Origin of the sequence: Paraburkholderia sp. GV068 (genome assembly GCF_003058125.1) — a bacterium.
GTDB classification, from domain to species: Bacteria; Pseudomonadota; Gammaproteobacteria; order Burkholderiales; family Burkholderiaceae; genus Paraburkholderia; species Paraburkholderia graminis.
On record NZ_QBUB01000014.1, the window covers coordinates 38898 to 65893 of the forward strand.

Annotated in this window: 21 protein-coding genes; 9 read left to right on the forward strand and 12 right to left on the reverse strand. The window is 59.8% G+C overall.

The genetic code is table 11. The features are described 5' to 3' along the window. The first annotated feature begins 16 nt into the window (after positions 1-16). Both C8K18_RS25205 and C8K18_RS25210 read left to right on the forward strand, forming a co-directional pair. Positions 17-295 (forward strand): hypothetical protein, encoded by a 279-nt coding sequence (locus C8K18_RS25205; RefSeq protein ID WP_107709297.1) that lies wholly within the window; start codon positions 17-19, stop codon positions 293-295. A 34-nt stretch (positions 296-329) separates the two neighbouring features. Further along, complete coding sequence (locus C8K18_RS25210; RefSeq protein WP_107709362.1) at positions 330-548, forward strand: hypothetical protein; 219 nt, start codon at positions 330-332, stop codon at positions 546-548. Positions 549-618: 70 nt separating this feature from the next. On the opposite strand, the gene C8K18_RS25215 is transcribed toward C8K18_RS25210, so the two are convergent. The 3 genes from C8K18_RS25215 to C8K18_RS25230 form a co-directional block, all read right to left on the reverse strand. Continuing rightward, positions 619-3246 carry a DEAD/DEAH box helicase gene (locus C8K18_RS25215; protein ID WP_107709295.1) on the reverse strand — a complete coding sequence of 876 codons (2628 nt, stop codon included), beginning with the start codon at positions 3244-3246 and terminating at the stop codon, positions 619-621. Then, on the reverse strand, positions 3243-4205 hold the full coding sequence (locus C8K18_RS25220; protein WP_107709293.1) for a DUF1837 domain-containing protein: 963 nt from the start codon (positions 4203-4205) through the stop codon (positions 3243-3245). Before C8K18_RS25220 ends, C8K18_RS25215 begins: the two co-directional genes overlap by 4 nt. 798 nt (positions 4206-5003) lie before the next feature. Continuing rightward, positions 5004-6188 carry a helix-turn-helix domain-containing protein gene (locus C8K18_RS25230; protein ID WP_165919833.1) on the reverse strand — a complete coding sequence of 395 codons (1185 nt, stop codon included), beginning with the start codon at positions 6186-6188 and terminating at the stop codon, positions 5004-5006. Positions 6189-6534: 346 nt separating this feature from the next. Here C8K18_RS25230 and C8K18_RS33395 point away from each other — a divergent pair, with 346 nt between their 5' ends. From C8K18_RS33395 to C8K18_RS25265, 6 genes are all read left to right on the forward strand, one after another. Beyond that, positions 6535-7377, forward strand: a complete 843-nt coding sequence (locus C8K18_RS33395; protein WP_181324932.1) for a GIY-YIG nuclease family protein — start codon at positions 6535-6537, stop codon at positions 7375-7377. Positions 7378-8288: 911 nt separating this feature from the next. Beyond that, positions 8289-9437, forward strand: a complete 1149-nt coding sequence (locus tag C8K18_RS25245) for a tyrosine-type recombinase/integrase (protein WP_107709360.1) — start codon at positions 8289-8291, stop codon at positions 9435-9437. Then, positions 9431-11119 (forward strand): hypothetical protein, encoded by a 1689-nt coding sequence (locus C8K18_RS25250; protein WP_107709285.1) that lies wholly within the window; start codon positions 9431-9433, stop codon positions 11117-11119. The genes C8K18_RS25245 and C8K18_RS25250 overlap by 7 nt, the downstream gene beginning before the upstream one ends. Continuing rightward, positions 11116-13014, forward strand: a complete 1899-nt coding sequence (locus C8K18_RS25255) for an integrase (RefSeq protein ID WP_107709283.1) — start codon at positions 11116-11118, stop codon at positions 13012-13014. The genes C8K18_RS25250 and C8K18_RS25255 overlap by 4 nt, the downstream gene beginning before the upstream one ends. Then, positions 13015-13431 carry a TetR family transcriptional regulator gene (locus C8K18_RS25260; RefSeq protein ID WP_107709281.1) on the forward strand — a complete coding sequence of 139 codons (417 nt, stop codon included), beginning with the start codon at positions 13015-13017 and terminating at the stop codon, positions 13429-13431. It abuts the gene before it with no gap. Between the two features lie 145 nt (positions 13432-13576). Continuing rightward, complete coding sequence (locus C8K18_RS25265) at positions 13577-14923, forward strand: YifB family Mg chelatase-like AAA ATPase (RefSeq protein ID WP_258196161.1); 1347 nt, start codon at positions 13577-13579, stop codon at positions 14921-14923. A 342-nt stretch (positions 14924-15265) separates the two neighbouring features. Here C8K18_RS25265 and C8K18_RS25270 read toward each other — a convergent pair whose 3' ends face one another. After that, the gene (locus C8K18_RS25270) at positions 15266-15922 is read right to left on the reverse strand and encodes a hypothetical protein (protein WP_107709358.1); all 657 of its coding nucleotides are present in this window, start codon (positions 15920-15922) and stop codon (positions 15266-15268) included. A 275-nt stretch (positions 15923-16197) separates the two neighbouring features. On the opposite strand from C8K18_RS25270, the gene C8K18_RS25275 reads away from it, so the two are divergent. Beyond that, positions 16198-16731, forward strand: a complete 534-nt coding sequence (locus C8K18_RS25275) for a TlpA disulfide reductase family protein (RefSeq protein WP_107709279.1) — start codon at positions 16198-16200, stop codon at positions 16729-16731. 81 nt (positions 16732-16812) lie between these two features. On the opposite strand, the gene C8K18_RS25280 is transcribed toward C8K18_RS25275, so the two are convergent. From C8K18_RS25280 to ugpQ, 8 genes are all read right to left on the reverse strand, one after another. Then, positions 16813-18165, reverse strand: a complete 1353-nt coding sequence (locus C8K18_RS25280) for a sigma-54 dependent transcriptional regulator (protein ID WP_006048094.1) — start codon at positions 18163-18165, stop codon at positions 16813-16815. Between the two features lie 16 nt (positions 18166-18181). Then, complete coding sequence (locus tag C8K18_RS25285; RefSeq protein ID WP_006048095.1) at positions 18182-20182, reverse strand: ATP-binding protein; 2001 nt, start codon at positions 20180-20182, stop codon at positions 18182-18184. A 61-nt stretch (positions 20183-20243) separates the two neighbouring features. Next, positions 20244-21524: a dicarboxylate/amino acid:cation symporter gene (locus C8K18_RS25290; protein WP_029969651.1), complete on the reverse strand. Its 1281-nt coding sequence runs from the start codon at positions 21522-21524 to the stop codon at positions 20244-20246. 393 nt (positions 21525-21917) lie between these two features. Continuing rightward, positions 21918-22988 (reverse strand): ABC transporter ATP-binding protein, encoded by a 1071-nt coding sequence (locus C8K18_RS25295; protein ID WP_107709277.1) that lies wholly within the window; start codon positions 22986-22988, stop codon positions 21918-21920. Positions 22989-23007: 19 nt separating this feature from the next. Further along, positions 23008-23799, reverse strand: coding sequence for an ABC transporter permease (locus C8K18_RS25300; protein WP_006048098.1), 792 nt, complete (start codon positions 23797-23799; stop codon positions 23008-23010). Next, positions 23796-24734, reverse strand: a complete 939-nt coding sequence (locus tag C8K18_RS25305; protein WP_006048099.1) for an ABC transporter permease subunit — start codon at positions 24732-24734, stop codon at positions 23796-23798. The genes C8K18_RS25300 and C8K18_RS25305 overlap by 4 nt, the downstream gene beginning before the upstream one ends. 96 nt (positions 24735-24830) lie before the next feature. Then, positions 24831-25943, reverse strand: a complete 1113-nt coding sequence (locus C8K18_RS25310) for an ABC transporter substrate-binding protein (RefSeq protein WP_107709275.1) — start codon at positions 25941-25943, stop codon at positions 24831-24833. A 145-nt stretch (positions 25944-26088) separates the two neighbouring features. Beyond that, positions 26089-26853, reverse strand: a complete 765-nt coding sequence (gene ugpQ / locus C8K18_RS25315) for a glycerophosphodiester phosphodiesterase (protein WP_006048101.1) — start codon at positions 26851-26853, stop codon at positions 26089-26091. Positions 26854-26996: the final 143 nt, after the last annotated feature.

The following is a 26996-nucleotide window of genomic DNA, read 5'->3' on the forward strand; positions in this document are numbered from 1 at the left end:
TGCGTGGAGTCATCGAATGGAAATCATCGTTGAGACGTACGTGCCGTCTGGCGAACCCTCGTCGGCAGGTTCGCGCGTGAGGCCACTTCCTGGACAGGGCGTCAACCCAGCGCTTAAAGTCGAGTGCAGTCGCTCCATGCGGCAGCAGTATCCGGCCGGCTCGTTGTTCCGGCTCACGGTGAAGCTTACTGACCGAGAAGGCACACAATTTCTCTACGCCCACCATGCCGCGCCGTTCGAGCATGTGAGCCGCGAAGAAGCAAAACGATTTATTTCGACCATGTTCGGTGCGTAACTTGTCGAAGCACCTCCATAGGAACACGAAGACGATGCAGCAGGCCACCTATAAAAGTTACGTGCTATGGGGCCATGCCATTGAGCAGCAGGACGAGGTTCTCGCGCCCGAGCGATTCGCCGCGAGCGGCACGATTACCCATGAGCGGAAATTCGTAGAAGCCTCGGGAGTGCTCGGTGTCTTCGATACCGAAGAGGAAGCGCAGGAAGCCGGACTCTCGTGGGCGCGCGCGTGGGTCGACTCGCACGGGTAACCCATCGCGCACGACAAGCGACCGGTCACACCAGCCTCGCCACGACGAGTAGCTTGGCGGCCTCTGGAACTCAAGCTGAGTATTCAAGCGCAACGAGACCGCGTTCACGCAACTCAGCTACTACCAACGGTGACAGTTGCTGTATCAGAGACGTGGGTTGCTGCAAGAACCAATCGCGAACCTGGTCCGAGCTCAACGCCGAATCCGTAATCAGCGACGCCATTGCCGCGGCGGTGATACGTGACAGGCCGAACTCGACCAGCGAACGACCGGTGCGCGTCGACACCCCCAATTCAAGAGCCAACGAGAAGTCGTAGACCTGCGTGACCATCTCATCGAGCCCCTCTTGCGCAAGAGCATACTTCAGCAGGTCGACATAGGCCTTCGCCCACTGGACAAGTTTGAATCGAATCGTTTGCTCGATAAGCGTGAACATTTCGCGGATGGCACCGTCGATAGCTTTCTGCGTAAGCGGTCGTTTGTTCGTTTGCTGCGCAACCTTCTTCTTGTACTTCACGGCTTCAGCGACCAACTGTGTCAACGGCTCGCCTCGCATCCACTTCAAGGCCGTAACGGTCACGTGGCTAACGTATCCGCGTTGTCTTCTCCCTTCTTCTCCGGAGAGATTCATGCCTCCCAAATGCTTATAGAGCCGACGGATGATTGAGTTGTACACCGTGTACGAATCGCCCGAAGGATTCGATGGCATCAGTTTCGAGAAGTCGCGCTGGCGCACGAGCTCACGAATCCGCTGCAGAAGGCCTGCAAGCGCGACTGGGTCGAGCATCCAGCTCGTGTTCAAAACCGAAGCAGGAAGCTCAAGGCTCGCAAGCGCCTGCTCGGCCAGCTCAGTAAGACTGTCTTTTTGCTCGGTAGTGAGCGAGAGGCTGCGGCGCCCCAGCAGCCCGTCCAATGTCTTCTGGGACGAGCGAAACAGGATTAGACCAGCAGCTGCGGTAATCCGGTCCACAGCCGCGCGGTCGCGCTCAACGATGGGAGCCTTGTCGACGGCTGCCTGCAGCAGCTCAACCACCGCATCAAAATCCGCCTCGACTGTCTGCTTGAAAGCCGCCTTCATTGCAAACGGCTTGCGCTCGGTCAATGGCTTCGTCTCCCAGTTTTCGTAGTTTACGAGGAACACGTTGCCGACGACCTCCTCGCCAAGACGGCCGGCGCGACCAGCGAAATTCCAGAGCGAAGCTTCATCGAGCGCCGCGCCCTGACCGCGAGTCGGTGTATCAATGAAGACGTTACGTGCAGGCAGATTCACCCCCTGAAACAGGGTCGTCGTGCAACAGAGGTAGTCCAGCTCTCCGCGTTTGAACGCAGCCTCAATACCCTCGCGCAAGAGGCTCGGCATGTTGCCATAGTGGAAAGCGACGCCTTGCCGGACATAGTTCGCAAGGGAATATTGCTTGTGAATATGTTGCTCAATGAATTTTGCCAGGTCCGATAACCCTTTCGAGGCTCCGGGTTGTCGATTGCGCGCGAGCAGTTCCGTCAAATCTTCCGCGTTCTTCGCTCCCGTGGCGTAAACCAGGGACCGCCCCGAGGCGCCCAGCTCAAGCGCGACCGCCGCGAGCTTCGTGTCTTCGGGTAACGCAAACCCACGTTTGAACTGGTATGTCCCGATTGGCTCAAGCTTCTTCGGAGTGACCAGGTCGAGATGCACCACGTGTTCGTCGAGGCTGGAAAAGCCAACGCTGATTCGGTTCTGCACGACCGGCGAAAGAGTTGTTTCCTTCACGGTTATTTCGGGCAGCCCGATGCTGTCGCCAATGAGCTGTAGGCCAGATGCTCCTGGCGCCAAAAACAGGAAGCGTGCAGCAGGATTCGACTCGCGCAGCTTCTCCAGCGTGTCCTGCAAAATCATGCCCCGGCTGTCATCACCGAGGGATTGCGCCTCGTCGGAAATGACGAGGTCAATGAGACCGGCAACGGCCACCGTCGACAAAAGGAACTGCGCTCGCTCCTGCGTGAGCACGTAAATCTGCTTCGGCCGGCTCTCTGGGTCGGGCACCGGGATGGTCGTGATACGGATGGAATCGGAAACACTCGAAAGACGTTTTTCCAGTTTGCCGTGTATCTCGGTCAGTAACGCCCGCGTCGGTGCAATATAGATTGCGCCAAACCGGTCGGCTGCAATCGCGCGCTCAGACAAGTGCTCGAGAACGACGAAAGACTTTCCGGACGAGGTCGGCGCGGAGACAGCAGTTGCCGCAGATGAATCCAAGCTTCGCCAGAGGTCGAGCTGGTACTCGGTCAGCGGGATGCGCGCGCCGGCCATGTCGACCGTATTGAGCTCTCGGAGCAATCCACTGCGCATGTGGGTTTCGAAACCGAGGTCGACGGGATGCTCACGCTCCAGCTTACGGAGACCGGGAAAGTTGCCGAGGTCAGAAAGAATGCGAATGCTTGCCTCGTGGATGACATCGTCGCCCGAAGCCAAGCTGGCGAACACTGCAATCTGCTGAGCCAGCTCCTTACTCTCTTCGTCCGTTGCAGATGCAAACACGCTCGCGGTATTGAGCAGGCGTGTGAGGGCGTTTTCGGCGAGAACCGGGCCTTCAACGCGAACCTGTTCATTTTCGCGCAGGACCGTCGACCGGATGCCGACTGCGCGAAGTTCGGCAAGGTCGCTCCAGAAGCCAGGCTCCTGCCGGATTTCAACCGCAACTTCGGTGGCGAATGTGCTCATGTGTTCAACCCGGCAAAGATTCGCTTGAATTCATTTACATCAGGTATAGCAACCAAAAAGACGATGCATCCGCCAAGGTCCACGCCTTTCGCGTCGGCCTGATTCTTCAGGTTGTTGGCGAAGGTCTTGTGTTTGGCTGCATACAGCTTCTCCAGATGTTCCTCATGAATCTCTGGCCGCTGCTTCATGTCGCGAGGCAGTTTGTCATCGAAGGCGCTTTCGCTGAACACGAGACTGCCGACGTGAATGTCGCGACGCCGCAGATGGCTGCCGTCACCAGTGTAGGAGTTGAAGAACGACTTCGCCGCCTCACGCGCCTCACCCTCTAACGCATCCAGGTTAGACAGGTCGCTGACCAAGCGAAGTTCGTTCAGCATCCGCCCGCGGTCTGCCTGATGCTCCGCGATGGACGCGACCATTTCCCGCGAAGCGTCAGTCGCGCTCGGGATGAGCTTTGACTCCAAGAGGTAGAAGAGAACGGACCCATCATCCGACTGACTGCCGTGCAATCCGTCGACCCCGTGCACCGGCATTTCCGAAGACGTTTTCAGTGCCATCTTGGCGCCAAGCTGCGCTGCGCCGAGGTATCGCACCGCGACAACATACGCAATGAGCTCCCCAACTTCGCCGTAGCGACCGGGGTGCGCCTGGTTGTACGAAACCAAGAGACGTTTGGCCTCGCGGCGGAGGCGCGACATCGCTGCCATATCTCCGCCCGTTGTCGAATTGTTGCTCTGGGCGAAGGCCTCTCTCCGTTTGCGAAGAGGGACGACATAGTTGACGAGCTGGTCAACGAGCAGCTCCGCAAGTGCATCGACTTGCGGAATGTGCTCCTGCATCCGAACAAAAAGAAGCCGTGGCTGGTCGAGCTGCGGCGTCGCCGTCACTTCCTTCAGGACGTTGTCGATGCCGTGAATCGGGTCCAACAACGCGGCGAAGCTGTTCTTCGCTTTGGTCATGTGCGTTGCCCCGGCTCGCTGCCGCGACCTTCAGTCGTTCTAGTCAGCACTACGCTTCTCCGCCATTTACCGTGGGCGACGGCCCCGACGCCCGATATGTAAGTGGTATTTTAATGGTTTGTTATATGAAAGCATCAACAGTCGTGCGGAATGTGCGTCGTCAGGACGCCCCGTCAGTCGCGAATTGACACTGACGACGCGCACGCTCGTAAAACCCTCGGAATGCGAGGCATCGGCAGCTTCCGCTCAAGACTGATGCAAGACGCATCGGCGAATTACATAAAACAAGATATACGGACCAGTCAAGTCACAAGTGAATTCGGAGCCTTTCGAGAAGTATGAATCTGCAATCCGGGACTACGAGGGTCCCCAAGCACCCGGAACGTGACCCAATGCTGCGCCGGCAGATGCGAGAACACTTCGGCAAGATGGCCAGAGCCATGCCAGACGCCGTCTTCATACCCGTTGGAGCGGTAACGCCGAGAGGTGTCGAGTGGCTGACGAAGGAAGGCTTTCTGAAAAAGGAACGAGTCCTCTATGGCCTTCCGCGTCCGGGCAAAGAAGCCAGCGGGCACACTGCATATTCTCTTGGCGAAAAGTAGCGCGCTGACCTGAACGTGCACACTAAAGCCGACGAGGTTGAGCGGTGCGGGACCGTCTTCAACACGCCGTGGCATCCCTCGAATGAGACAGCGCGCGCGGCGGGAGCGTGCCTATGAATCCGCGCGACGTGGGCCAATCAATCTCGGAGGTCAAGTGGCTTGCTTAGTTTGTGGCCGAAGCCGCAGTTCACCATTCTTATACACGTGGTGGGTTCCAGCGACCGTTGTCGTCGAAGTTGATGGAGCCGGTCATACCAGCGGCCTGCCACACCAGGTCGAACATCGGCTTCAAACCCTCGTGCGGCGGCACCTCTGCGGGCACAAGCACGTCAGGCAAAGCCACCGTCCTGCGGTCGAACGTACCCTGCAATCCATCAGCATCCCACCGTGTCCGGTCGAAGCCCAGTTCGATTCGGTTGGCGTCGAGCAACGACATCATGACCGAGATTTCGGGGTGAAAGCCTGCGTGCGTCAGCTCTGCTCTCACTTTCCCGAGGAATTTGGCAGCATGGTCTTCATACGTGGACCCATGCAAGATTCGTGTCCCGCGTGCATTTTCGGAGAGCACCTGTACGGCCTCCACAAAACCGTTGCGAAACAGTTGCGTGTAGCCATGCACGACACCCTCAACTTCGTTTCTGAGACCCAAAGCACCATCAAGGTTAACGCGAAAGCTCATCGCCGCGGTACCAAGTATGGGAATCTGGCGGGCAAAATCCCAGTACGAGAGCGGGTCTATGCTGCCCGTACCGAGCGCAGCCTGCGTAGGAATCAGATGCAACACCCAGATGGAGCCTTCGGAGAGCCGACAGGGCGCCTCGCCCGTCAGAATCTTTCCTAGGCGTTCAGTGCGAAAGTCCCGGACTTTCTGCGCCTGGCTGTCGGAACGCACGAAGAGTTCGCGAATCTCGGGCACATTCAGCTCACGCTTTCGGTTGCCCTCGCGGATGAAGAATCTAGCGTTCTGACGCACGCGATGCGGGCCCACCCAGCTTTGCGGCACCCGGACAACGAAAACAGTCCCATCGTTGCCACCCGTGTTGACACGCACTGGCTGCACCAGCACGCCCGGCAGACGTGGCTCGACGCCATTAAGCAGCACGTCGGCCATCCGCAGCGCCGTGGCATCCGGGTCCACCGACTGGGGCACAACAGCTGCCGCCTGGCCCTGTGCGTTCTCGTCGATGCCGTAGATGAGGTCGCCGCCTCCCGCGTTCGCGAAAGCCGAGACGTCGGCGCAGAGTTCGTGCTTCGCGGCGTCGTTCCACGCCGGCGGCAACTCGCGCTTGAAATCGATGTGTGGCCCCTCAAGCACCTGTTCTTGAATCAACTGCTCCAGATGCGCCTGGGTGGTGTCAACGACCTTCGATGGGAGTGGCATGGCAATCCACGGCGTGTAGTGAGCGGGCAATTCTAAGCTATCGCACCTGCCTCCAGGCATCCGGATTGGGCGCAGCGGTGCTCGCGGGTAGCGTTGCAGGCGGGGACCTGCACCGATAGATGCGCCGTCTGAGATGAGTCGCCCGCAATGAGGCCGAACAGTAGCGCAAGGATTACGAGTTTGGTCCGGCTGCTGCGAAGTGTGCGGCGGACTAAACGGAGGGTTCGGGTAGGTTGCGGCATGACGGATACTCCTGGTGAGTGGAATATCTCTAGTAGCGAGTAAAGTTTATTCCCCCCACTGACCCACCTGGCCACACTGGGTGTCTCGCATCGCGCGCGCCCTCATGAACAAACTCCTCGAGATAGGTTTTCAGGTCGCAGGCAACTGGTATCTCGCCGCCGACCGTATCCGGATTGATGTCCGCCAGCAAGGCACGCAACGCAATGTGCTCTATGCGTTCGTATGCGACGGCGAGGTGAAGTATGTCGGCAAGTCGACGCAGACCCTGCGCGAGCGCATGGCAGGCTATGCCTCGCCCGGCTCGGCCATCCGGACAAATCTGCGCGTGAATAAACTTATTCACGCCCTCCTTACAGATGAAATCACCGTTGAAGTGCTAGTGTTGCCGGATAACGGCCTTATGCACTATGGGCCTTTTCACCTGAATCTTGCCGCAGGGCTTGAAGACAGCATCATCCGAACACTAAGGCCGGAGTGGAATGTCGCGTTCGGCCGGAAACGCAAACGCGAGTTGGGCCTGCCTCTGGCATCGGGTGACACGCCAGATGCAGACGAAGCGCTGCTCGGCAAGGAGGACCCCGCCGGAGAGGAGGACGCGTTCGTGGCGCCGCTCGAGGACGGCTCACCGCTAACAAACGCAGACCCCGTCGTAGGTGAGTTCCGGTTCATCCTTCAGCCGACCTATCGACAGAAGGGATTTTTCAATGGTGGCGTGGCTTCATCGTCGCTGCTTGGAGCGGGCGGCGATACCATCGAGATTTTCTTCGCCCACGAGCGTCAGCCGTTCACGGGCATCATCAATCGCACATCAAACAGCAACGGCTCACCGCGGCTGTTCGGTGGGCCAGAACTCGCGCGGCAGTTTCAGACGCTGCCCGAAGGTTGCACTATGCAGGTCCACGTGTACTCGCCCACGTCCATCCGCATATTTCAGACACCACGCTGACGGCTATGCCTTACAAATGCAGGCAACACTTTTTCCTTGTGAAATGGACAGCCGTCGTGAGACTGGACGAACGCTCCACGCACCTCAATCCGATAGTTGCTGGTCGAGAGCTGCGATGTGATTCCGCAGAGCATCTGTTCGGTCAAGGTCATTCCACTCGCGTTGTACTCCTAGCACTCTTGGCTTCAAGTTTGAATTTTTTGTTCGACCTGCTTGACGTGTTTGACTCATTTGACTACTGAGGTATCTCACCAGCATCCCGCAGAACAAGCAGCTCCTCGGCTCAGCTTGCGTAGCACACACACTGCATTCACCTGTTTCAACCCCAGAACCGCGTAAGAAATGTGCGCCGGCTTTCTCAGTGAACAAGTAGAGCCGCTCCGAAGCTTCGCTTTGTCGGACAGCATGCAAGGACATATCGAGGTAACGCAAGGTCGTCTCTACGTTGAGGTGACCAAGCATCGCGGCGAGCGCATGCTGCCGTCTTTCGTGAATTGTTCGCATTGCGGATACCTCTCGAATGTGATGTTGACCGTACTCACGGAAAGCGTGGGGTGCAACGCGCCCGAATGAACTCTCCATACGCTTCCGTAAGTCAAGCCTATACGGTTGGCTAAATAATTTCAAATATGCTGCGTACTCTGCGGGACGCTCGTGAGAGACCTGAGTAGCCAAACACGTCAAACACGTCAAACACGTCAAATAGGTCAAACACATCAGACTCGCCATGCAACATGAAATAGGCAGGCTATTACCAATTGCTAACTCTTAATCGCATTTTGAGACAAAGGGGGTGCTGATGTAGCCTGTTTAGATGGCGCACGGAGGTTGTGCTCCGAATGCATAGATATTGGCCGATGGAGTGTGTCGGCAGTGAGAGCTTCGTCACAACATTTAGTCCGGAGGACGAGATGTATCTGGAGACGGCGACCGACGACTACGTCATCGCAGGTGTTTCGAGGCCTGGCTTCCCTATCTTGCTTTGGGAAGACATGAGTAGCTGCGAAGAGGTCAATCTATTCCTGCGTTTCTACCTTCTCCGAGGCGCTATTGGGTCAACCCGCTCATGGACCACCATCGCCCGTGCGCTTTACGACTATTTCGGATTTCTTGAAGCTCACGGGCTTGAGTGGCGCGATGTAGAACGAGGCGAACAAAAGAATCTCGTCGCAGCTTATCGGGACTATTGCTTCACAGTGTGCGGCTTCAAACGCAACACAGTCAGACAGCGTCTTATATATGTATGCGAGTTCTACAAGTACGCGATACACAAGGCTTGGATAGATGCCCTTCCATACACTTATGAGCTTCGCCGCCTCATTCGTAAAGGAGGCTTTCTAGCCCATCTCGACACGTCAGGTGGACAAATCGCTGTCCCATCGGTCATGCCGAAAAAGCACAAAGACCTAGTCAGATTTCTCTCGTTAGAAGAGGCGCAGAGACTTCTGCATGCGGCAGACAATGTGCACCACCACACGGTAATCTCGATGGCGCTTCGAACTGGGCTGCGCCGCGAAGAGCTGGCGACCTTCCCGCTATCCTATGTTTTCGACCCCGATTTATATAGCTCGCGGAATCTAAACACGAAGGTCACACTCGACCCTGAAGATGGTTCCGGCATGCGGACTAAAGGCTCGAAAGCACGCGACGTATGGGTGTCAATCAGACTCATGCGCTTCCTTTATCGATACGCGGTGCACTATCGCGGGGAGCGAGCAAGCCTGACAAACGATTCCCGTCCCGAACTCTTTCTGAACCAGGATGGACTCCCGTACAGCGACTTCGGAAAAGGGATAGCACCAATCGTTACCGCAGCAGGAAACCGAGCGGGCTTGCACGCGTACCCTCACTTGCTACGGCACACCTACGCGACGCATACGTTGGCCCGACTTCAACAATCCAAGAAGCCCAATGGAATCGAGCCGCTTATTTTTTTACAACATCAGCTCGGCCACGATTCCTTGGAAACAACGAAAAAGTACCTACATGTCTCGAACGAGGTAGTCGACAACGCTATCCTTGAATACGACCGTGAACTTGATGCGGATTCCCAATGGTAGCGAAACGAAAGGTCTTCAAGCAGACAGACCTAACCGTACCCGCCGTCGAGTACGAGGTCGTCAATGGTCGAGTAACCATTCCTGAAGAGGTAGTACCGCCAGAAATCGCGTTCGTCAGTTTCCCGAATGGGTCGAAGAAACGTCACTTCTACTTCGATTGCTGGTATGGGGTCGGGATTGACGCTATCGTTTATGCATGTCAAAGGCAAATCGAGCGCTTTTTGGCGAAGCAAGATAGTGATGTTGAAGTGGCCACAGTCATCACGTACTGTGACAGCGGTCTGAATTTTTTCCTTGAATACCTCGCGGTGTACAGTGCTGCGGTAGGGCGGGACCTCACGCTTGGAGACATTAACAGAGATGTCATCGATGGTTACGTCGTATTCCTAACCACTGAAACTGCTTCTCCCACGACACGGAAAAATCGCTACACTTCCACCAAATCGGTCTTGACCGCTATGTGTGACCGCGGCCTCATTGTAAGGGTACGCGGCGGTGACGAAGCAACGTTTCCTCGGAACCCATTCCCGCGTAGTCACTTGGGCGAGAGAGGCGAGAAGCCGTTAGCTTTGAGCGAGCGGAAGGCGTTCGCTACTGCAGTCAAAGCAGCCGTAATGCCGATATTTGACGACCGCGTTGAGCCAACTTCGGAAACGCTCGCATACGCCTATCTAATCATAGCGCTGCATACCGGCGGAAACGTAACACCCCTGTTGGAGATGTCAACCGATTGCTTACGGCCGCACCCGAAAGCCGACACTGCGTTCCTCGTCCTATTTAAGCGACGCGGTCAGTCCACGAAGGGGGTCGTGGTTAACGATGGAGAAGGCGAGCACCGGGTAATTGAGTCACTTCCGACTCTGCGCCCAACAGTTGCGAAGTTGGTCCGCCGAGTCATCGAGTTGTCCTCACGATTGCGAGATGACGCTCCCGACCATTATAGGAGCCGCGTATGGTTGTTCCGCGTTCGGAGAACCACGCAGCATACGCGAGCCGGCGACGTTACAGCGCTTACACCTAGTACCCTCGCGCTTGCAATCAAGACGCTGGTTAACCAATACGGACTTAAAGACGCCGATGGACGACCATTACGGTTAAATGTAAGTCGCCTCCGCAAAACTTTCGTCAATAGAGTATTTGACCTGCTAGGTGGAGATGTGACTGCGACCGCCGCAGCAGCCGGCAACAGCGTTGATGTCACTTCCATCAGCTATCTACGGCCTGGCGAAGATGCAAGAAGCAATTGGCGGTTCCTAGGTATCGCGCTAACCAATGAACTGCTCACCAACACGTTGGGTGCGACTGAGAAGACGCCTGTCGGAAGATGTTCCGACGTTCGACAAGGGCAATTCGCGCCGAAGAAACCGGGGGCCGTTTGCATGAGTTTCTTGAATTGCGTTCGTTGCAAGAACTATGTGGTAACCGGCGAGGACCTCTATCGACTATTTAGCTTCTACTGGCGCGTGTTGGCGGAACGAGCGCACATGAATGCCAGAAGGTGGCGGAAGAGTTTTGCCCACATCGTCAGAGTCATCGACCGAGACATCATTGATGTTGGCCTAGCGAAAGGTATTTTCAAAGCAGTTGATGTCAAACAAGCTCGTGAGCACGCCCGGGTCAATCCGCATCCCTTCTGGCGAACCGAAGACGTTATTTCAACCATCCATGAGATGTCGTCATGAACGCAACTCAAGCTGACCCGAACTTCGCATTGTTTCTTGAGCAACGTAACGATGCGCGCAGCATTGCCGATTCTGAGCGAGATAGGCTCGTAATATCCCTTAAGGAACTCAATGGGAAACTGCGCGTCGTCAGTCGCTATGGTGACAGCGCCTGGTGGATAATGAATCTGACTCGGAACGTCACGAAGTCGAACAAGAAAATTGACTTCGATACCTTGCCAAAGGCTTTTCGTGGACAAGCGAAGGCAATGCTCTATCGATTTATACGACGAGGTGCGCTGGGCTTCGGTCGACCACCAGCGGGCTCGACTACTGTGCAGTTCTTCCGTAACCTTAAACTGTTCTTCGAATATCTAACACGCATTGGTATCCACAGCTGCTCTGACGTGACCCCTGTGGTTTGCTCGAACTACCTCAATGCGATAAGGAAGAAAACCAAGAAATCAGGGGCGGTCGCGTACACAAAACGGACTGTCGAAAAAAAGTCGACTGTAATCGAACAGGTCTACGAACTCTCTCAATACACGGACGTCCCCATTCCGACTTATCCGTTGGCGGACTTCGATTACGGGACGCAAGCCGGTCGACGAGCGAAGGGCAGCAAGAGTGGCAAGAGTGACAAAAATAACGGCTGTAAAACTCCTCTGATTCCGGACGATGTTTTTTCGACGCTTTTCAGTAGAGCATGGGCCATAGTTAGCGACGCGGCCAGACTGTTTCAACTTGAGACTAATCTTCAGGCCGTACGAGCAAAAGGCAAAAAAAAGCCCACCAAAAAGTACATAACAATGCTCAAGACTCCTGCACTCCACGAAGCGGGTTTCGACGGCACATATTTCGATTTTAAAGCGCAGCTGAATAGCGTTCGCATCGCCTGCTACATCGTCATCGCAAGCTTGAGCGGATGTCGAGTACATGAACTTGCGCACATGGAGAAAAATGGATTCTATAGCACAATCGAAGGTGACGACGAGCGGTATTGGTGGCTCCGCTCGGTCTCGAAGAAGACATACGAAGGACCGACCGAATGGATGGTACCCGAAGCCGCGATTACTGCAGTGCGCGTACTTGAACAGTGGGCCGAGCCATACCAAGAAAAAATACGCGAAGAAATCGCAAGTTACCGTGAGCAGGATGTCGATGATATACGCATTGCTGAAGCACAAGAGCACGAGAACTCGTTGCTTCTGGGCGTCGACCTTAGGAATGGTGGACAAGTACGAACACTGGGAACTCAAGCAATTAACAACGGTCTGGAAGCCTTCGCGAAGGCATGCGGCCTGACGTGGATTCCGACAACTCATCAATTTCGACGGAAGTTTGCGAACTATGCTGCGAGGAGCAAGTTCGGTGACTTGAGATATTTGCGCGAGCACTTCAAGCACTGGTCAATCGACATGACGTTGAGCTACGCGCTCAACGAGTCGCAGGAGATAGCACTCTATCTGGAAATTCAAGACGAGCTTGACGACATCAAAGTGGCCGTCGTGGATAGCTGGCTGGACCGTTCGGAACCACTTGCTGGGGGCTATGGTGAAAGCCTCGTCGCGTGGCGAGATTCAAGCGAAAGCGTAATCCTGTTTCACTCACATGCCGACATGGTGCGGTCTATCGCAAATAGCACCCATATCAGAAGCAACGGCCATGCGTGGTGTACTGCGGACGATAGGGCTTGTGTGGGAAACGACTTCGAGAAGACGCGCTGTGGAGCGGGATGTGACCATGCGGTCGTTGGGCGTGCGCACGCAGAAATCTATCATGGCATCTTTGGCCACCTCAAAGAACTCAAGACGGCTAAAGACATCGGACCTGGCGGCCTCGCCAGAGTGCAAAGGGATTTGAAGCGTTGCGCTGATGTGCTGACGAAGCTTGGTTGCGACTTGGAGGAAGCTTAAATGGCTACACGTAAGACCGCCATAGCTCGGAGGAAAGAGTTCGAGCTTGCAATATTGCGCATTGAGCACGGGAGAGCGCGTACGAAGCCGGCAGGGCTGAGCATCCAGGCTGTGGCTGCTGAGGTTGGAGTTACCGCGCCTCTCATTCACAACCACTACCCTGACGTCGCCGAACTTATCAACAGAAAAAGCGCTCGCAAGCCAGCACGGCTCGAGAGAAACGAATCTGCCCTGGAAGCAGAGCGTCGCAAGAATGACGAACTGAAGAGAGAACTGGCTGATTGTCGCGACCGGCTGACTAAGCTCACGACAATCAATGAAGTCTTAATTGCGGAACGCGATGAACTGAAAGCAAAACTTCACAGTAAAAACATAGTCGATATGCCATCAAAGAAGCGTCCGCCTCTGAAAGAATAGGGAGTGGACCGTACCAAGTCCCTATCGGGCGGCACCAGAGCTGTACACACTTGAGCGTCTGACACGCCACTTAGCGGGCTTGCCAAGCGGAGTGGCAAACCTCGTCGTGCTGCCGAACATTCCTAACTGTTAGGAACAAACCTAAATGCTTGATCTGCCGATTGCCTTGGGCATTCTCGCGGCGAGCGGGCAAATCCCGGCCGAATCGCTCGTCAACCGCGAATTTGCCGGCGAGCTTTCCCTAACTGGCGCGCTGCGTCCGATGCGAGGCGCCTTCGCGATGGCTTGCGGCACCGCGCGCGGCGCGGCGGTTTGCGCGGCAGCTCCTGGTCTCGCCGAAAGCGTGACCGGGCACACGCCGCCCGAGCGTAATCCGCAACTCTATCTTCCCGCGGCCAGCGCGGCGGAAGCGGCGCTTGTCCCCGGCGTGGATGTGTACGGCGCGAGCGATCTGCCGTCGCTATGCGCGCATCTCGCCGATGCGCCCGACGCCCGCCTCTATCCGGTCGCCGCGCTAAACCTGGCCGATACGCGCCCTGCCGCCGTGCCCGACATGGGCGACGTGATCGGCCAACGCGGCGCGCGCCGCGCGCTCGAAGTCGCCGCGGCCGGCGGGCACCATGTTCTGCTGATCGGCCCGCCGGGCGCGGGCAAGTCGATGCTCGCCGCCCGCTTGCCCGGTCTGCTGCCGCCGATGACCGACGACGAGGCGCTCAGCTCGGCCGCGTTGCTGTCCGCGAGCCGCGCCGGTTTCACGCCGGCGCAATGGCGGCAGCGGCCGTTCCGGGCGCCGCATCATTCGTCGAGCGCGGCGGCGCTGGTGGGCGGGCGCAATCCTCCGCAACCGGGCGAGATCACGCTCGCGCACCTGGGCGTGCTTTTCCTCGATGAACTGCCGGAGTTCGACCGCCACGTGCTCGAAACACTGCGCGAGCCGCTCGAAGCCGGGCGAATCACGATTTCACGCGCGGCGCTGCAGGCGGACTTTCCGGCGGCGTGCCAACTGATCGCGGCGATGAATCCGTGTCCCTGTGGATGGCGCGGCGACCCGAATGGGCGTTGTCGCTGCACGCCGGAGATTGCGGCGCGTTATCTGCGCAGATTATCCGGCCCGCTGCTGGACCGGATCGATATTCAGCTGGAAGTGCCGGCGCTGACGTCGGCGGAATTGTCCGCGCGAGCGCATGCCGCCGGAGAAACGAGCGCGGTCATCGCGCGGCGGGTGCTGGCCGCGCGCGAACGGCAATTGGCTCGGCAAGGCAAAACCAACCGTGAATTGACGGGCAAAGAAGTCGACGAAGTCTGCCGTCCCGACGCAGCCGGCGAGGCGCTGCTGCGGGAAGCGGGCGAGCGTTTCGGCTGGTCGGCGCGCGCATATTACCGCGTCCTGAAAGTCGCACGAACGATTGCCGACCTCGCGGGCGCGAGCATGCCGAGCGCCGCGCAGATCGGCGAGGCGGTTCAGTACCGACGGGCTTTTGGCTCTGGTTGAGGAGAAAAAAATGCTGTCAAGACTTGACTTATGCACATGCCCGCGTTCCAGATAGATTTAGAAACATCTGAAAGGTACTTAGAAACTCGGATCCAAAGGGCGTTGATTTCAAAGGATTTTTTCTTCTGCGCCAACTACATTCAGACTGACGGAATGCCCACGGCGCGGGCATCTGCGGCAAAAAAAGCGGACTTCTCAACAGAGTTATCCACAGGACGCGCGGCGAGGTGGAAAACTTCAACGTAAACCGCGAATTAGCGCGGAAAGCTGCGAAGGAACTTTCAGTACGTGCGCGCGTCGCTTCGGCGTCACGTCGGCCCCGAGTCGGCCAAAACTACCGGTTCAATAGAGCTGGAACGACGAGAAAAATTGGTCCACCTGTTCCTGGGGCAGCGGCCCTGACGCGATGATCGCGGCCTGATACGCGTGCCGGCCACGCGCCACGAGGCGCGCATAGACGGTCCGCTTTTCATGGCTGGAGCCGGCCTCGCCGCTCAGCGTCATCTCGAGCCCCAAAACTTTGCCGCCTGCCGCGAGCGGAATCTGCACCGCGCGCGCCTCTGGCGTCACGCCCACGTTTCGCGCGAGGCCGGTGCGCAGGAACTCGAGCGCCTTGCGCTGTGTCGCCTCGCTGTCGTCGGGCAGCATGATCGTGCCGACCGCGAATACGGCGTCGCCGGCTTCGGCCGTCTGCATGGCCATCTGCATCGGCGTGCCGTCGACCTGCACCGCGCGCTGATCGTTGCCGGGCTTGGCAGGCAAGTCGATGCTGTAGCCGTTGTCGTTATTCATGACGGTGCGCCAGTCGAAGGTCGGCGAGCAGCCGCTCAGCGCGACGCCGATAGCAAGCGCGCAAACCGCCGCGCGGGTCACCGACTGCGCGCGTGGCAGGCCGCGCAGTGCGCGAGCCGCCGCATTGCCATGGAAGACGAGGCTGGAAAACAGACGCGAGGGAATTCGAGCGAACAGGGAATAGATGCGGAAAACTATCTGGAACATGAGCAAGAGAGACCGTGAAGCGGTGAAGTTGTTGACGTGAGCGCAAAACGCCATTATCCGCTGCAAGCTGATGGAGCGCGTGGAAGCCGTCAAGCGGCCAAGCGGCCAAGCGGCCAAGCGCCCGTTTGGCTGTGCCGGCGCAACGCGGGTTGCGGGTTGCGCTCCCTGCCCCGCATCCCGAATAGGACTACAATATCAACGCTCCGTTGCGGCACGCTCCAAGCCCCAGCCGACGCACTGTCCTGCGCCCTTGCGCGACTTCCGAGGTTCCGCTCATGAGTTCCATCGCATCGACCAGCGCCGTCAAGCGCACGAATCCGCTTCGCTACCTGATCATCGCCGTGGTGGCGATTGCGATCGGCGTCGCCGGCTATTTCGCGTTTGCCGGCCAGCAGCGCGTGCCCGACGCGACCTTTACGCTGCTGTCGGGCCAGAAAGTCACGACCGCCGACCTCAAAGGCAAGGTCTACCTCGTCAACTTCTGGGCGACGAGTTGCGACACCTGCATGAAGGAAATGCCGCAGATGGTGCAGACGTATAACCGCTTCAAAGGCAAAGGGCTCGAATTCGTCGCGGTGGCCATGAGCTACGACGCGCCGATGTACGTGACCAATTACACGCAAACGCGCCAGTTGCCCTTCAAGGTCGCCATGGACGACGGCTCGGCCGCCAAACAGTTCGGCAACGTGCAGCTCACGCCGACCACCTTCCTCGTCGACAAGGACGGCAAGATTCTGAAGCGCTACGTCGGCGAGCCGCAGTTCGCGGAACTCGACCAGTTGCTGGAGAAGGCGCTGAACGCGGCTTAAGCAGCCGCCAAGCGAAGGCAAGCCAACCCACCGCAAGCTCAAACAAAAACGCCGGCACTCCCACTTGCCGGCGTTTCTATTTCACCTCTCCCCATCGCCCTTGGCCGCGAGGCCATATCGCTTGATCTTCTCGTAGAGCGTCGCCTTGCCGAGCTGAAGCCGGTCGGCGGCGACCGCCACCACGCCGCCGCACTGCTCGAGCGCTTCCGCGATCACCGCACGCTCGAACTGCTCGACGCGCTCCTTGAGCGGCTGCGCCTGCCCGCTTTCGTCGCCGAAAGACATCACGGGATCGTCGGCGACACCGAGCACGAAGCGGTCCGCGGCGTTGCGCAGTTCCCGCACGTTGCCCGGCCAGTCGCGCTGCATCAGGCTCGCGCGCTGACGGTCGGTGAGGATCGGCGCGGGCCGCTGATAACGCACCGCCGCGTCGAGCAGAAAGTGTTCGAAAAGCGGCACGATGTCCTCGCGCCGCTCGCCGAGCGGCGGCAATGCGATCGTGACCACATTCAACCGGTACAGCAGATCGCGGCGGAACGAGCCGTCCGCGACGTGTTCCGCCATATCGCCTTTCGCCGCCGCGACCACGCGGCAATTCACGCGAATCGGCTGATTGGAACCGAGCCGCTCTAGCACGCCGTCCTGCAACACGCGCAACAGCTTGACCTGCAACGCGAGCGGCATGCTTTCGATTTCGTCGAGAAACAGCGTGCCGCCCGACGCATGTTCGAGCTTGCCGATCCGGCGTTTCGCCGCGCCCGTAAACGCGCCGGGCTCATAGCCGAACATCTCCGATTCGAACATCGGCTCGGGCAGCGCGCCGCAATTCACCGCGATAAACGGCTTGTCGCGCCGCGGCGACAACTCGTGCAAACTGCGCGCGATCAGTTCCTTGCCCGCGCCGGTATCGCCGTTGATGAGTACGGACGCATCGGTTGGCGCGACGTTCGCGATGAGCCGCCGCACCTGCTCGATCGCCGGACTGCGGCCGATGATCCGCGGCGCCACCGTGTTCTGCCCCGCGAGTTCGCGGCGCAGCGCGAGGTTTTCGAGCACGAGCTTGCGCCGCTCCAGCGCGCGCCGCACGGTCTCGATCAACCGCTCGGAGGCGAACGGCTTTTCGATGAAGTCGTAGGCGCCGTCGCGCATCGCCTGCACGGCCATCGAAATGTCGCCGTGACCGGTGACGAGAATCACGGGCACATCGGGCGCGCGTTCGTGGCACTGGGCGAGCAACTCGAGACCGCTCGCGCCAGGCAGCCGAATATCGCTGACGATCACGCCGGAAAAATCCGCACTGATCGACTTCGCCGCCGATTCCGCCGACGCATGGCCGACCACATCGAAGCCCGCCAGTTGCAAACTCTGCACGCTCGCGCGCCGCACCAGTTCGTCGTCTTCGATATACAGCACTTGCAAGCCGTCGTTCAGCATGTCGTTCTCATCGGAATCAGGAACCCGTGGTGAGCGGGTCCGCGGTAGGGCTCGTCTGCACGCGGGCGCGGCGCAGCGTCAACACGAAGAGTGCACCGCCTTGCGGCGCGTTGCGCGCCACCAGCGTGCCGCCGCAATCGCGTGCGATCGACGATGAAATGGCGAGCCCGAGACCGAGTCCCTGACCCATTTCCTTGGTGGTGAAGAAAGGTTCGAACAGGCGCGGCAACACGTCTTCGGCGATGCCTGGACCGTTGTCGCCCACCGCGAACGAGAGATTGTCCGAAGCCACCTCGATATGCACCGAAATGCGCGGCGCGCTCATGCCGGCGGTGGCGTCGAGCGCATTGCCGAGCAGATTGATCAGCACCTGTTCGAGACGCAGATCGTCGCAATGCGCGATCAGGTCGGGATGATCGTCGGCAAGATCGAGCGGCGTGCGCGTACCGCTTTCGACATCGAATAGCGCAAGCTGCAGTTCGACGCCCTGAAAGCGCTTCTGCAACAGCGCGAGCGCATTGCGCAGCGCGCGCACAGCCGACGCGCGCGCGCTGCGCGGCCGCGCCCTTCCGACGAACAGCTTTAGCTGGTTCGTGATCTTGCCCATGCGCTCGGTGAGCGCCGCGATCGCTTCGAGATTTTCACGCGCCGACGCCTGATCGCCGCGCTCGAGCAGCACGCGCGTGTTGTCGGAAAAACCGCGCAACGCAGCGAGCGGCTGATTCAGTTCATGCGTGATGCCGGCCGCCATCTGACCGAGCGCGGCGAGCTTGCTGGCCTGGATCAACTCGTCGTGCGCGGCGCGCAGTTCCTGCTCGGCGCGCGTGCGCTCGGCGACTTCCTTCTGCAACTGCTCGTTCGCCTGCGACAGATCGGCCGTGCGTTCCGCGACGCGCTGATTCAGTTCGGCATACGCCTTTTGCAACAGCGTACGGCTGCGCATCACCTCGCGCACGCGCGAGCGGCGCATTCTCCAGTAGAACGCGAGCAGCACGAGCGACACATAGCCGAAGCCCGTGACGATGGTCGCGTTGCGCGCGTCGGCATCGACGGGGCTCACGGGCGCCATCGTGATCAGATGCCAATCGGGTTCGCCCATGCCGCGCCGCGACGCGAGATAACGCGGCGCATAGCGGCCGCCGCCCACGCGCACAATCTGCGCGTCGCCTTCCAGCTTGCGCTCGATCGTCACCGGCAGCGGCGCGATCGGCTGCTGCGCATATTGACGCGCCTGGTAAATCGAATCGGCGACCTGGCCCGACAGCGGCCGTATCGTGTGGTATTTCCAGGCGGGCACCGACGACAGAAAGATCACGCCATGATCGTCGGTGACGAGCAACGGCTCGGACGCGTCCGAGCCCTGAAACCATTCGAGATCGAGTTTGACGACCGCCGCGCCGACAATCTTGCCGTCGCGCCGCACCGGCTGCGAAATGTAATACCCCGGCGCCTGCGAGATCGTGCCGATGCCGAAGAAGCGGCCCACGCCGCCCTTGATTGCATCGACGAAATACGGCCGGAACTGATAGCCCGCGCCGATGAAACTGCCCGGCCCTTGCCAGTTGCTCGCGGCCACGCAGTAGCCGTCGAGCGGAATGATGTAGGTGACCGTCGCGCGCGCGTGGCGGTTCAGGTCTTCAAGATAGAGATTCGCGCGCTCGACGTTGGCGGGCGACGGATCGACCAGCACGTCCTGCACGATCGGATGTTCCGCGAGCAGATACGGCAGCGATTCATAGCGCTCGAGCGTGCTCTTGAGCGAACTCGCGGTACGGTCGACGCGCCCCGCCGCATTCAACCGCAAGCTGTCGATGCCGCTTTGCCACGCGACGCTATAGGTGAGCCCGCACGCCGCAACGAGCCCGGCAACGAGCGCGAAGAGGATCAGCAGGCGGCGGGTCACGTTGGCACTATCCGGTCGGGTGGGATCGGATATTGTGGCATAAGGCGAAGCGCCGTCGGCCTGCGCTTCCTCGGCCGACGGCACTGGGGTTGGGCGCGCGTTCACCGGTTGCATGGGCTGGTGTCCGCGGCCGCAAACATCACGCTATTTCAGGCGATGCCCGACGACGTCCGGCTTAGACGCTGGCCGGTTCGTCGACCGGCACATCGCCGCGCAGCGCCGCTTCCAGCTTGCTGCGGTCCAGTTCCTTTTCCCACGCCGACACCACGACGGTCGCCACGCCATTGCCGACGATGTTGGTCAGCGCACGGCATTCGCTCATGAAGCGGTCGATGCCGAGAATCAGCACCATGCCCGACAGCGGAATGGTCGGCACCACCGCCAGCGTCGCGGCCAGCGTGATGAAGCCCGCGCCGGTCACGCCGCTCGCGCCTTTCGAGGTCAGCATCGTCACCGCGAGCAGCGTGAGCTGCTGCGTCCACGTGAGGTCGGTGTTCGTCGCCTGCGCGATGAACAGCACGGCCATCGTCATGTAGATGTTGGTGCCGTCGAGGTTGAACGAATAACCGGTCGGCACGACGAGGCCCACCACCGAACGCGAACAGCCGAGCTTTTCGAGCTTCAGCATGAGTTGCGGCAACGCGGCTTCGGACGAGCTCGTGCCGAGCACGATCAGCATCTCTTCCTTGATGTACGCGATGAAGCGCAGGATATTGAAGCCCACCGCACGCGCAATCGCGCCGAGCACCACCACCACGAACACGATCGCGGTCAGATAGAACGTGCCGATCAGCTTGAGCATCGGCAGCAGCGAGCCGATGCCGTACTTGCCGATGGTGAACGCCATCGCGCCGAATGCGCCGATCGGCGCGAGCTTCGTGATGATGCCGACCATGCCGAACAGGATGCTCGACAGGCTTTCGATGAAACTCGTCACCGGCTTGCCGCGTTCGCCGATGTGCGCGAGCACCGCCCCGAACAGCAGCGCGATCAGCAGGATCTGCAGGATTTCGCCTTGCGAGAATGCCGACACGAGCGTGTCCGGAATGATGTGCATCAGGAAGTCGACGGTCGTCTGACCGTGCGCCTTCGCGGCATACGATGCGACTTCCTTGCCGTTCAGCGTAGCCGGATCGACGTTGAAGCCGACGCCCGGCCGCAGCAGGTGCGTCGCCGCCAGGCCGAGCAGCAGTGCGAACGTCGAGACGATTTCGAAGTACAGCAGCGCCTTGCCGCCGACGCGCCCGACCTTCTTCATGTCTTCCATGCCGGCGATGCCGGTCACGACCGTACAGAAGATGATCGGTCCGATCACCATCTTGATGAGCTTGATGAAGGCATCGCCGAGCGGCTTCATGTCGACGGCGAAGGTCGGATAAAAGTGGCCGAGCGCGATACCGATGATGATCGCCACGATCACCTGGACGTACAGCACTTTGTGGATAGGTTTCTTCACGATGTTTCCTGCGATGTGGGTGAGCCCATGGCCTGCCACGCTGCGCATCATGCGAACGAATGAACGTCGCCTCTGCACGGCATTAGGCCGCGACAAGACGACGAATTCAGAAATACCGGGAAGGGAAATCAGACATCGTTGTCTCCTTGCTTTAGTTGTCGGACCGTTGCGGCCGCGTTATCTATTTTGCAAGGTCGATGCCAGCTTGATGCCTAAGACATACCCTTGATTCTTATGGGTTTGCGCGTAAGACCTGGCGCGCGCGTTCCGGGATTCCGGAAATCCGGACGAGCGGCGTCGGGAAACCCGGACTCGCCGCCGTGCAAACCCTCGGGAAAACCCGAAGCCTTTGCGGGCGGGCTTCGGCGGGCTTTGGCGGGCGTTGGCGGATTGTCAGGCGTTGCCTTCTTCGAGCACCAGCAGGTTGTCGTGCGAAAAGCCGAGCGACACCGGCTGCCCTCTTTCGGGTAAACCGCGATTCGGATCGTTGAATACGTCGAGCGAAATCACTGCGTCTTTTACGCGCGTTCTGATGCGCACGACGGCGCCGAGAAAATTCACTTCTTCGACGGTCGCATTCAGCGTATTGCGGCCGGGCGCCGCAGGTTCGAGCACGATCGCTTCGGGACGCAGCGCGAGCAGGCGCTTCTTGCCGGCATCGGCGGAAGGAAGTTGCTGCGTGGTGATGAGCTCCTGACCGTCCACGGCCATCTTGCCCGTCGCCGGATCGATCACATGCCCGGCCAGAATATTGAGCGTGCCGACGAACGACGCGACAAAACGCGTGCGCGGATAGTTGTAGATTTCCGATGGCGAGCCGATCTGTTCGACGCGCCCCTCGTTCATCACGACGATGCGGTCGGAAATGGACAACGCCTCTTCCTGATCGTGCGTGACGAAAATCGACGTGATGCCGAGTTCGCGTTGCAACGCGCGAATGTCCTGCCGCAACGAGATGCGGATTTTCGCGTCGAGCGCGGACAGCGGCTCGTCGAGCAGCAACACCTGCGGCTTGCCGGCGAGCGCGCGAGCGAGTGCCACGCGCTGCTGCTGACCGCCCGACAGTTGCCACGGATAACGCCCGCCGAGCTGCGGCAGCTTGATCAGATGCAGCATCTCCTCGACGCGCGGATTGATCTCCGCCTGCGGCCGGTGCGTGATCTTTAGCCCGAAGCCGATGTTCTCGGCCACCGTCATGTTCGGAAAGAGCGCGTACGACTGGAACACCATGCCGACCTTGCGCTGCCGCGTGCGCAGATGCGTGACGTCCTTGTTGTCGAGCCGGATGACGCCGCGCGTCGGCGTCTCGAATCCGGCGATCATGCGCAGCACGGTCGTCTTGCCGCAACCGGACGGCCCGAGGAACGTGACGAACTCGCCGCGCTCGATCTTCATGTCGAAGTGATGCAGCGCGATGTTCGACGCGAAGGACTTGTGCAGATTTTCTATCTCGAGAAATGCCATGGTTCGCTGCCTCAGTGCGTCAGATTTTCTGGCCGCTCAACGCGCGGGCCGAGCCGAACACCTGTATCAATCCCATCGACGCCCACGTGATCATGAACGCGATAATCGCCAGCGCCGACGGCTCATACGCGCGATTCGCGCCGATCAGTTGCAGGTACGGACCGAACGCGGGACGGTCGAGCAGGCTCGCGAGCGTGAACTCGCCGATCACGACCGCAAAGGTGAGAAACGCGCCGGAGAGAATGCCCGAGCGGATATTCGGAAAGATCACCTTGAACAGAATGGTCGGCCAGTTCGCGCCGAGACATTCGGCGGCTTCGGTGAGCGAGCGGACGTCCACGGCGCGCAGGCCCGCATCGACCGCGCGGTACATGTAGGGCAAGGAGAGCGTCACGTAGCCGAACACGAGCAGCAGATCGGTCGCGCGCTCGTTGCCCGTGAGCGGCAGGATCGAACTGCTGTTGTAGATGCGCAGATAGCCGAACACGATCACGATAGCCGGCACGACGAGCGGCAGCAGCGTGATGAATTCGACGACCGGCCGCAGCCTCGGCAAACGCAACTGCACCCAGTAAGCGGTCGGCACCACCAGCAATATGCCGACGACGATCGTCAGCAGCGCCATCAGAATGGAATAGCCGAACGACGCCTGAAAGCGCGGATCGCTCAGCACGACGCTATACGCCTCGAAGCTGTAGGTGCCGCGTTTCATCCGCAAGCTGAATTCGAACGTGGCGATCAGCGGAATCAGGAAGTACAGCGAACCGATCACCGTCGCGGTCCACGCTCCGACGCGAGATTGGCTTTTCATCGACGGCCCCTTTCGGCGCGCGAACGCAGCCAGATGTAGCCGCCATTCGAAAGCCCGGTCACGAGCACCATGCCGAGCGCGAGCGCGTAGCCGAGGTTCTGGTTATGCATGACGTCCCCGCGTATTTGTGCAAACAGCAGGATCGGCACGATGTTCAGCGAGCTGCCCGTCAGCGCGTAAGCCGTGGCCACAGCACCGAACGCGTTGGCAAACAGCAGCAGCGTTGCGCCGAGCACGCTAGGCCACAACACGGGCAGCGCGACGTGGCGCCAGTATTGATAGGCGGTGCCGCCGAGGCAATCGCATGCTTCGCGCCATTCGCGCTTCAGGCCGTCGAGCGCGGGGGTGACGATCAGCACCATCAACGGAATCTGGAAGTACAGGTAAGTCAGCGTGAGCCCCGAGAAGCTGAGAATGCTGAAGCCCGTCGAGTAAAGATTGAAGCCGAGGTATTTCTTCAGCAGCACGGTGACGAGCCCGACGCGCCCCAGCGTGCAGATGAACGCGAACGCGAGCGGCACGCCCGCGAAGTTCGACGCGACGCCCGAGAATGTCATCAACGTCGGACGAATCCAGCCGGGCAGCTTGCCCTGCACCGCCGCCCACGCGAGCAGCGAGCCGATCAGCGCGCCGCCCGCCGCGGACGCCGCGCTCACCTTGAAGCTGATCCAGTAGGCGTCGAGTATCGACGGCTGAAACAGATCGCGTAGATTGGCGAGCGTGAAGTGACCTTGCGCGTCCTGGAACGCGCCGATCATCAGAAAGCCGGTCGGCAGAATCAGAAACAGCAGCGCGAACGTGAAGAACGGCACGACGCCGATCCACGCAAGCATCTGCGACGCGCGGCCCGGACCGTCGACGCGCGGCGTCGGCGTGGGCACGGGCGGCACCAGCAGATCCGGCGGCACCGATCCAGCATCCGATGAAGCGCTCATAGCTCACCTTTGGGCTTGATGACTAACGCCGCAAACGCCGCTCTTTGCGAACGGCGCCGCGGCGCACACATGACTTCGCGCTTTCTAAAGCTGCGCTTACTTGACGTTCGCGCCGACCACTTCGTCCCAATGCTTCGTGATGGTTTCCTTGTACGCGTCCTGCTGCTGAAGCGTCGGGAACACCACGTTCTTATACGACGACGGCGGCGGCAATTTGTCGAGCAGCGCTTGCGGCACTTTCTTCGCGGCCACGAGTTCGTTGTAGCGCATCGGATGGCAATAGCCGGCCAACCAGCCAAGCTGGCCTTCGTCGGAATAGAGGTACTCCATCCACAGCTTCGCTGCGTTCGGATGCGGCGCGTAAGCGCTAATCGCCTGAACATAGACGCCTGCGACGACGCCCGTTTTCGGAATCACGACCTGCACCTTCGGGTTGCCCTTCAGCGTATCGCGATCGGCCAACGCGTTGTAATCCCAACGGACGACGATCGGCGTCGTGCCTTGCGCAAGCGATGCCGCCTTGCCGATCACCGGCACGAAGTTGCCGCTCTTGTTCAGGTCGGCGAAATACTTGAGGCCGGCTTTATCCGCCTTCGCCGCGTCGCCCTTGCTTTGCGACAAGCCCGCCGCATAGACGGCCTGGATCGCCTGATTCGCCGAGCGCGGATCGCCCGCGAGCGACACGGCGTTCTTGTAATCGGACTTGAGCAGATCGCTCCAGTCGGACGGCGCCTTGTCGATCATGTCGGCGTTGACTTCGAACGCAAGCACGCCGTAGTAATCGCCGTACCAGTAGCCGTCCGGATCTTTCGACTCCTTCGGAATCGAGTTCCACGACGACACCTTGTACGGTTGCAGCAGGCCGTCGGCCTTCGCGGTCGGACCGAACGACAGACCCACGTCGATCACGTCGGGCGCTTGCGGACCTTTGTTGCCCTTGTTCGCCTTGATGGCTTCCACTTCGTCGCCCGAGCCCGCGTCCGGATTCAGCTCGTTGATCTTGATGCCGTACTTCTTCTGGAAACCCGCGACGAGTTGCCCGTAGTTGCACCAGTCGTGCGGCAATGCGATCACGGTGAGCTGGCCTTCCTGCTTCGCGGCGGCGATCAATGCGTCGAGCGGCGCGGCCGATGCGCTGCTCGCGCCCACGGCGGCGACACCCGCGACGGCCGACATCGAAAGTATCCGAGCTAACACGGTGCGGTTCATAGTTTTCCCCATCCTCTGCCGAAGTTGTTGCGTTTGGAAAGTTGCTGGTTCGACTTCAAGGGCACAGCTCGCTCGCACTCGTCCGCTGGTGCTCCCGTGCTTTCGTGCTTGCGCGCCCACGCCATGCCCGCGCCGGCTGCGGCGCTCAAAGCATGTCGTGCGACAGCTTATCGATGCGATCTGTACAAATCATGTCGACGCCCCATTGCGCGAGCAATTCGGCGCGAGCGGGATCGTTGACGGTGTAAGCGAGTACATGCAAGCCGGCCGCGCGAATTTCCGCGACGAGCGGTTCGGTCAGATAAAGATGGCTCGCGTGCAAGGACACGCAGTCCAGTTCGCGCACGATACGCAGCCAGTCCGCGGGCACTTCCTCGAACAGCATGCCGCGCCGCAATGAAGGCGCGGCATCGCGCGCGGCCGCGAGCGCGTCGAAAGAAAACGACGACAGCAGCGGCGGCGTCTGGTCTTTCCACAACTCGAGCGCGGCGCTCGCGACGAGCTGGCCGGTGATCTCATCGCGGCCAGGACAGGGTTTGATCTCGATGTTCGCCGCGATGCCATCGCGCGCGCAACGCGCGGCCGCATCGGCGAGCGTCGGCAAACGCGTGCCCGCGAATTGCGGCCCGTACCAGGCGCCGGCATCGAGCAACGCAAGCTGCGCCCATGTGTAGACCGCCGCCGCGCCATACCCGTTGGTGGTGCGCTCGAGCGTGTCGTCGTGCAGCAGGAAAAGCTGGTTGTCGACGGAAAGCTTGGCGTCGAATTCGACCATGCGGTAACCGTAACGCACGCAGGCGTCGAAGCCCGCTAACGTGTTCTCCGGCGCAAGCGTGCCGCCGCAGCGATGCGCGACGAGCGGCGGATACGGCCAGTCTGCAGGTGATGCACGATCGATCCCGTTTGCCACGTCCCGTCACCTTTCACTCAGAATAAGCGCGTTTCGCCGCGCGCCGACGCCAACGGTCTTGTCAAAAAACGCCATGACAAAGCGCGAAAGCACAGATTAACTTTCCCTTCGACGATTCGATGTTCGAATCAGGCGGCGCTTCG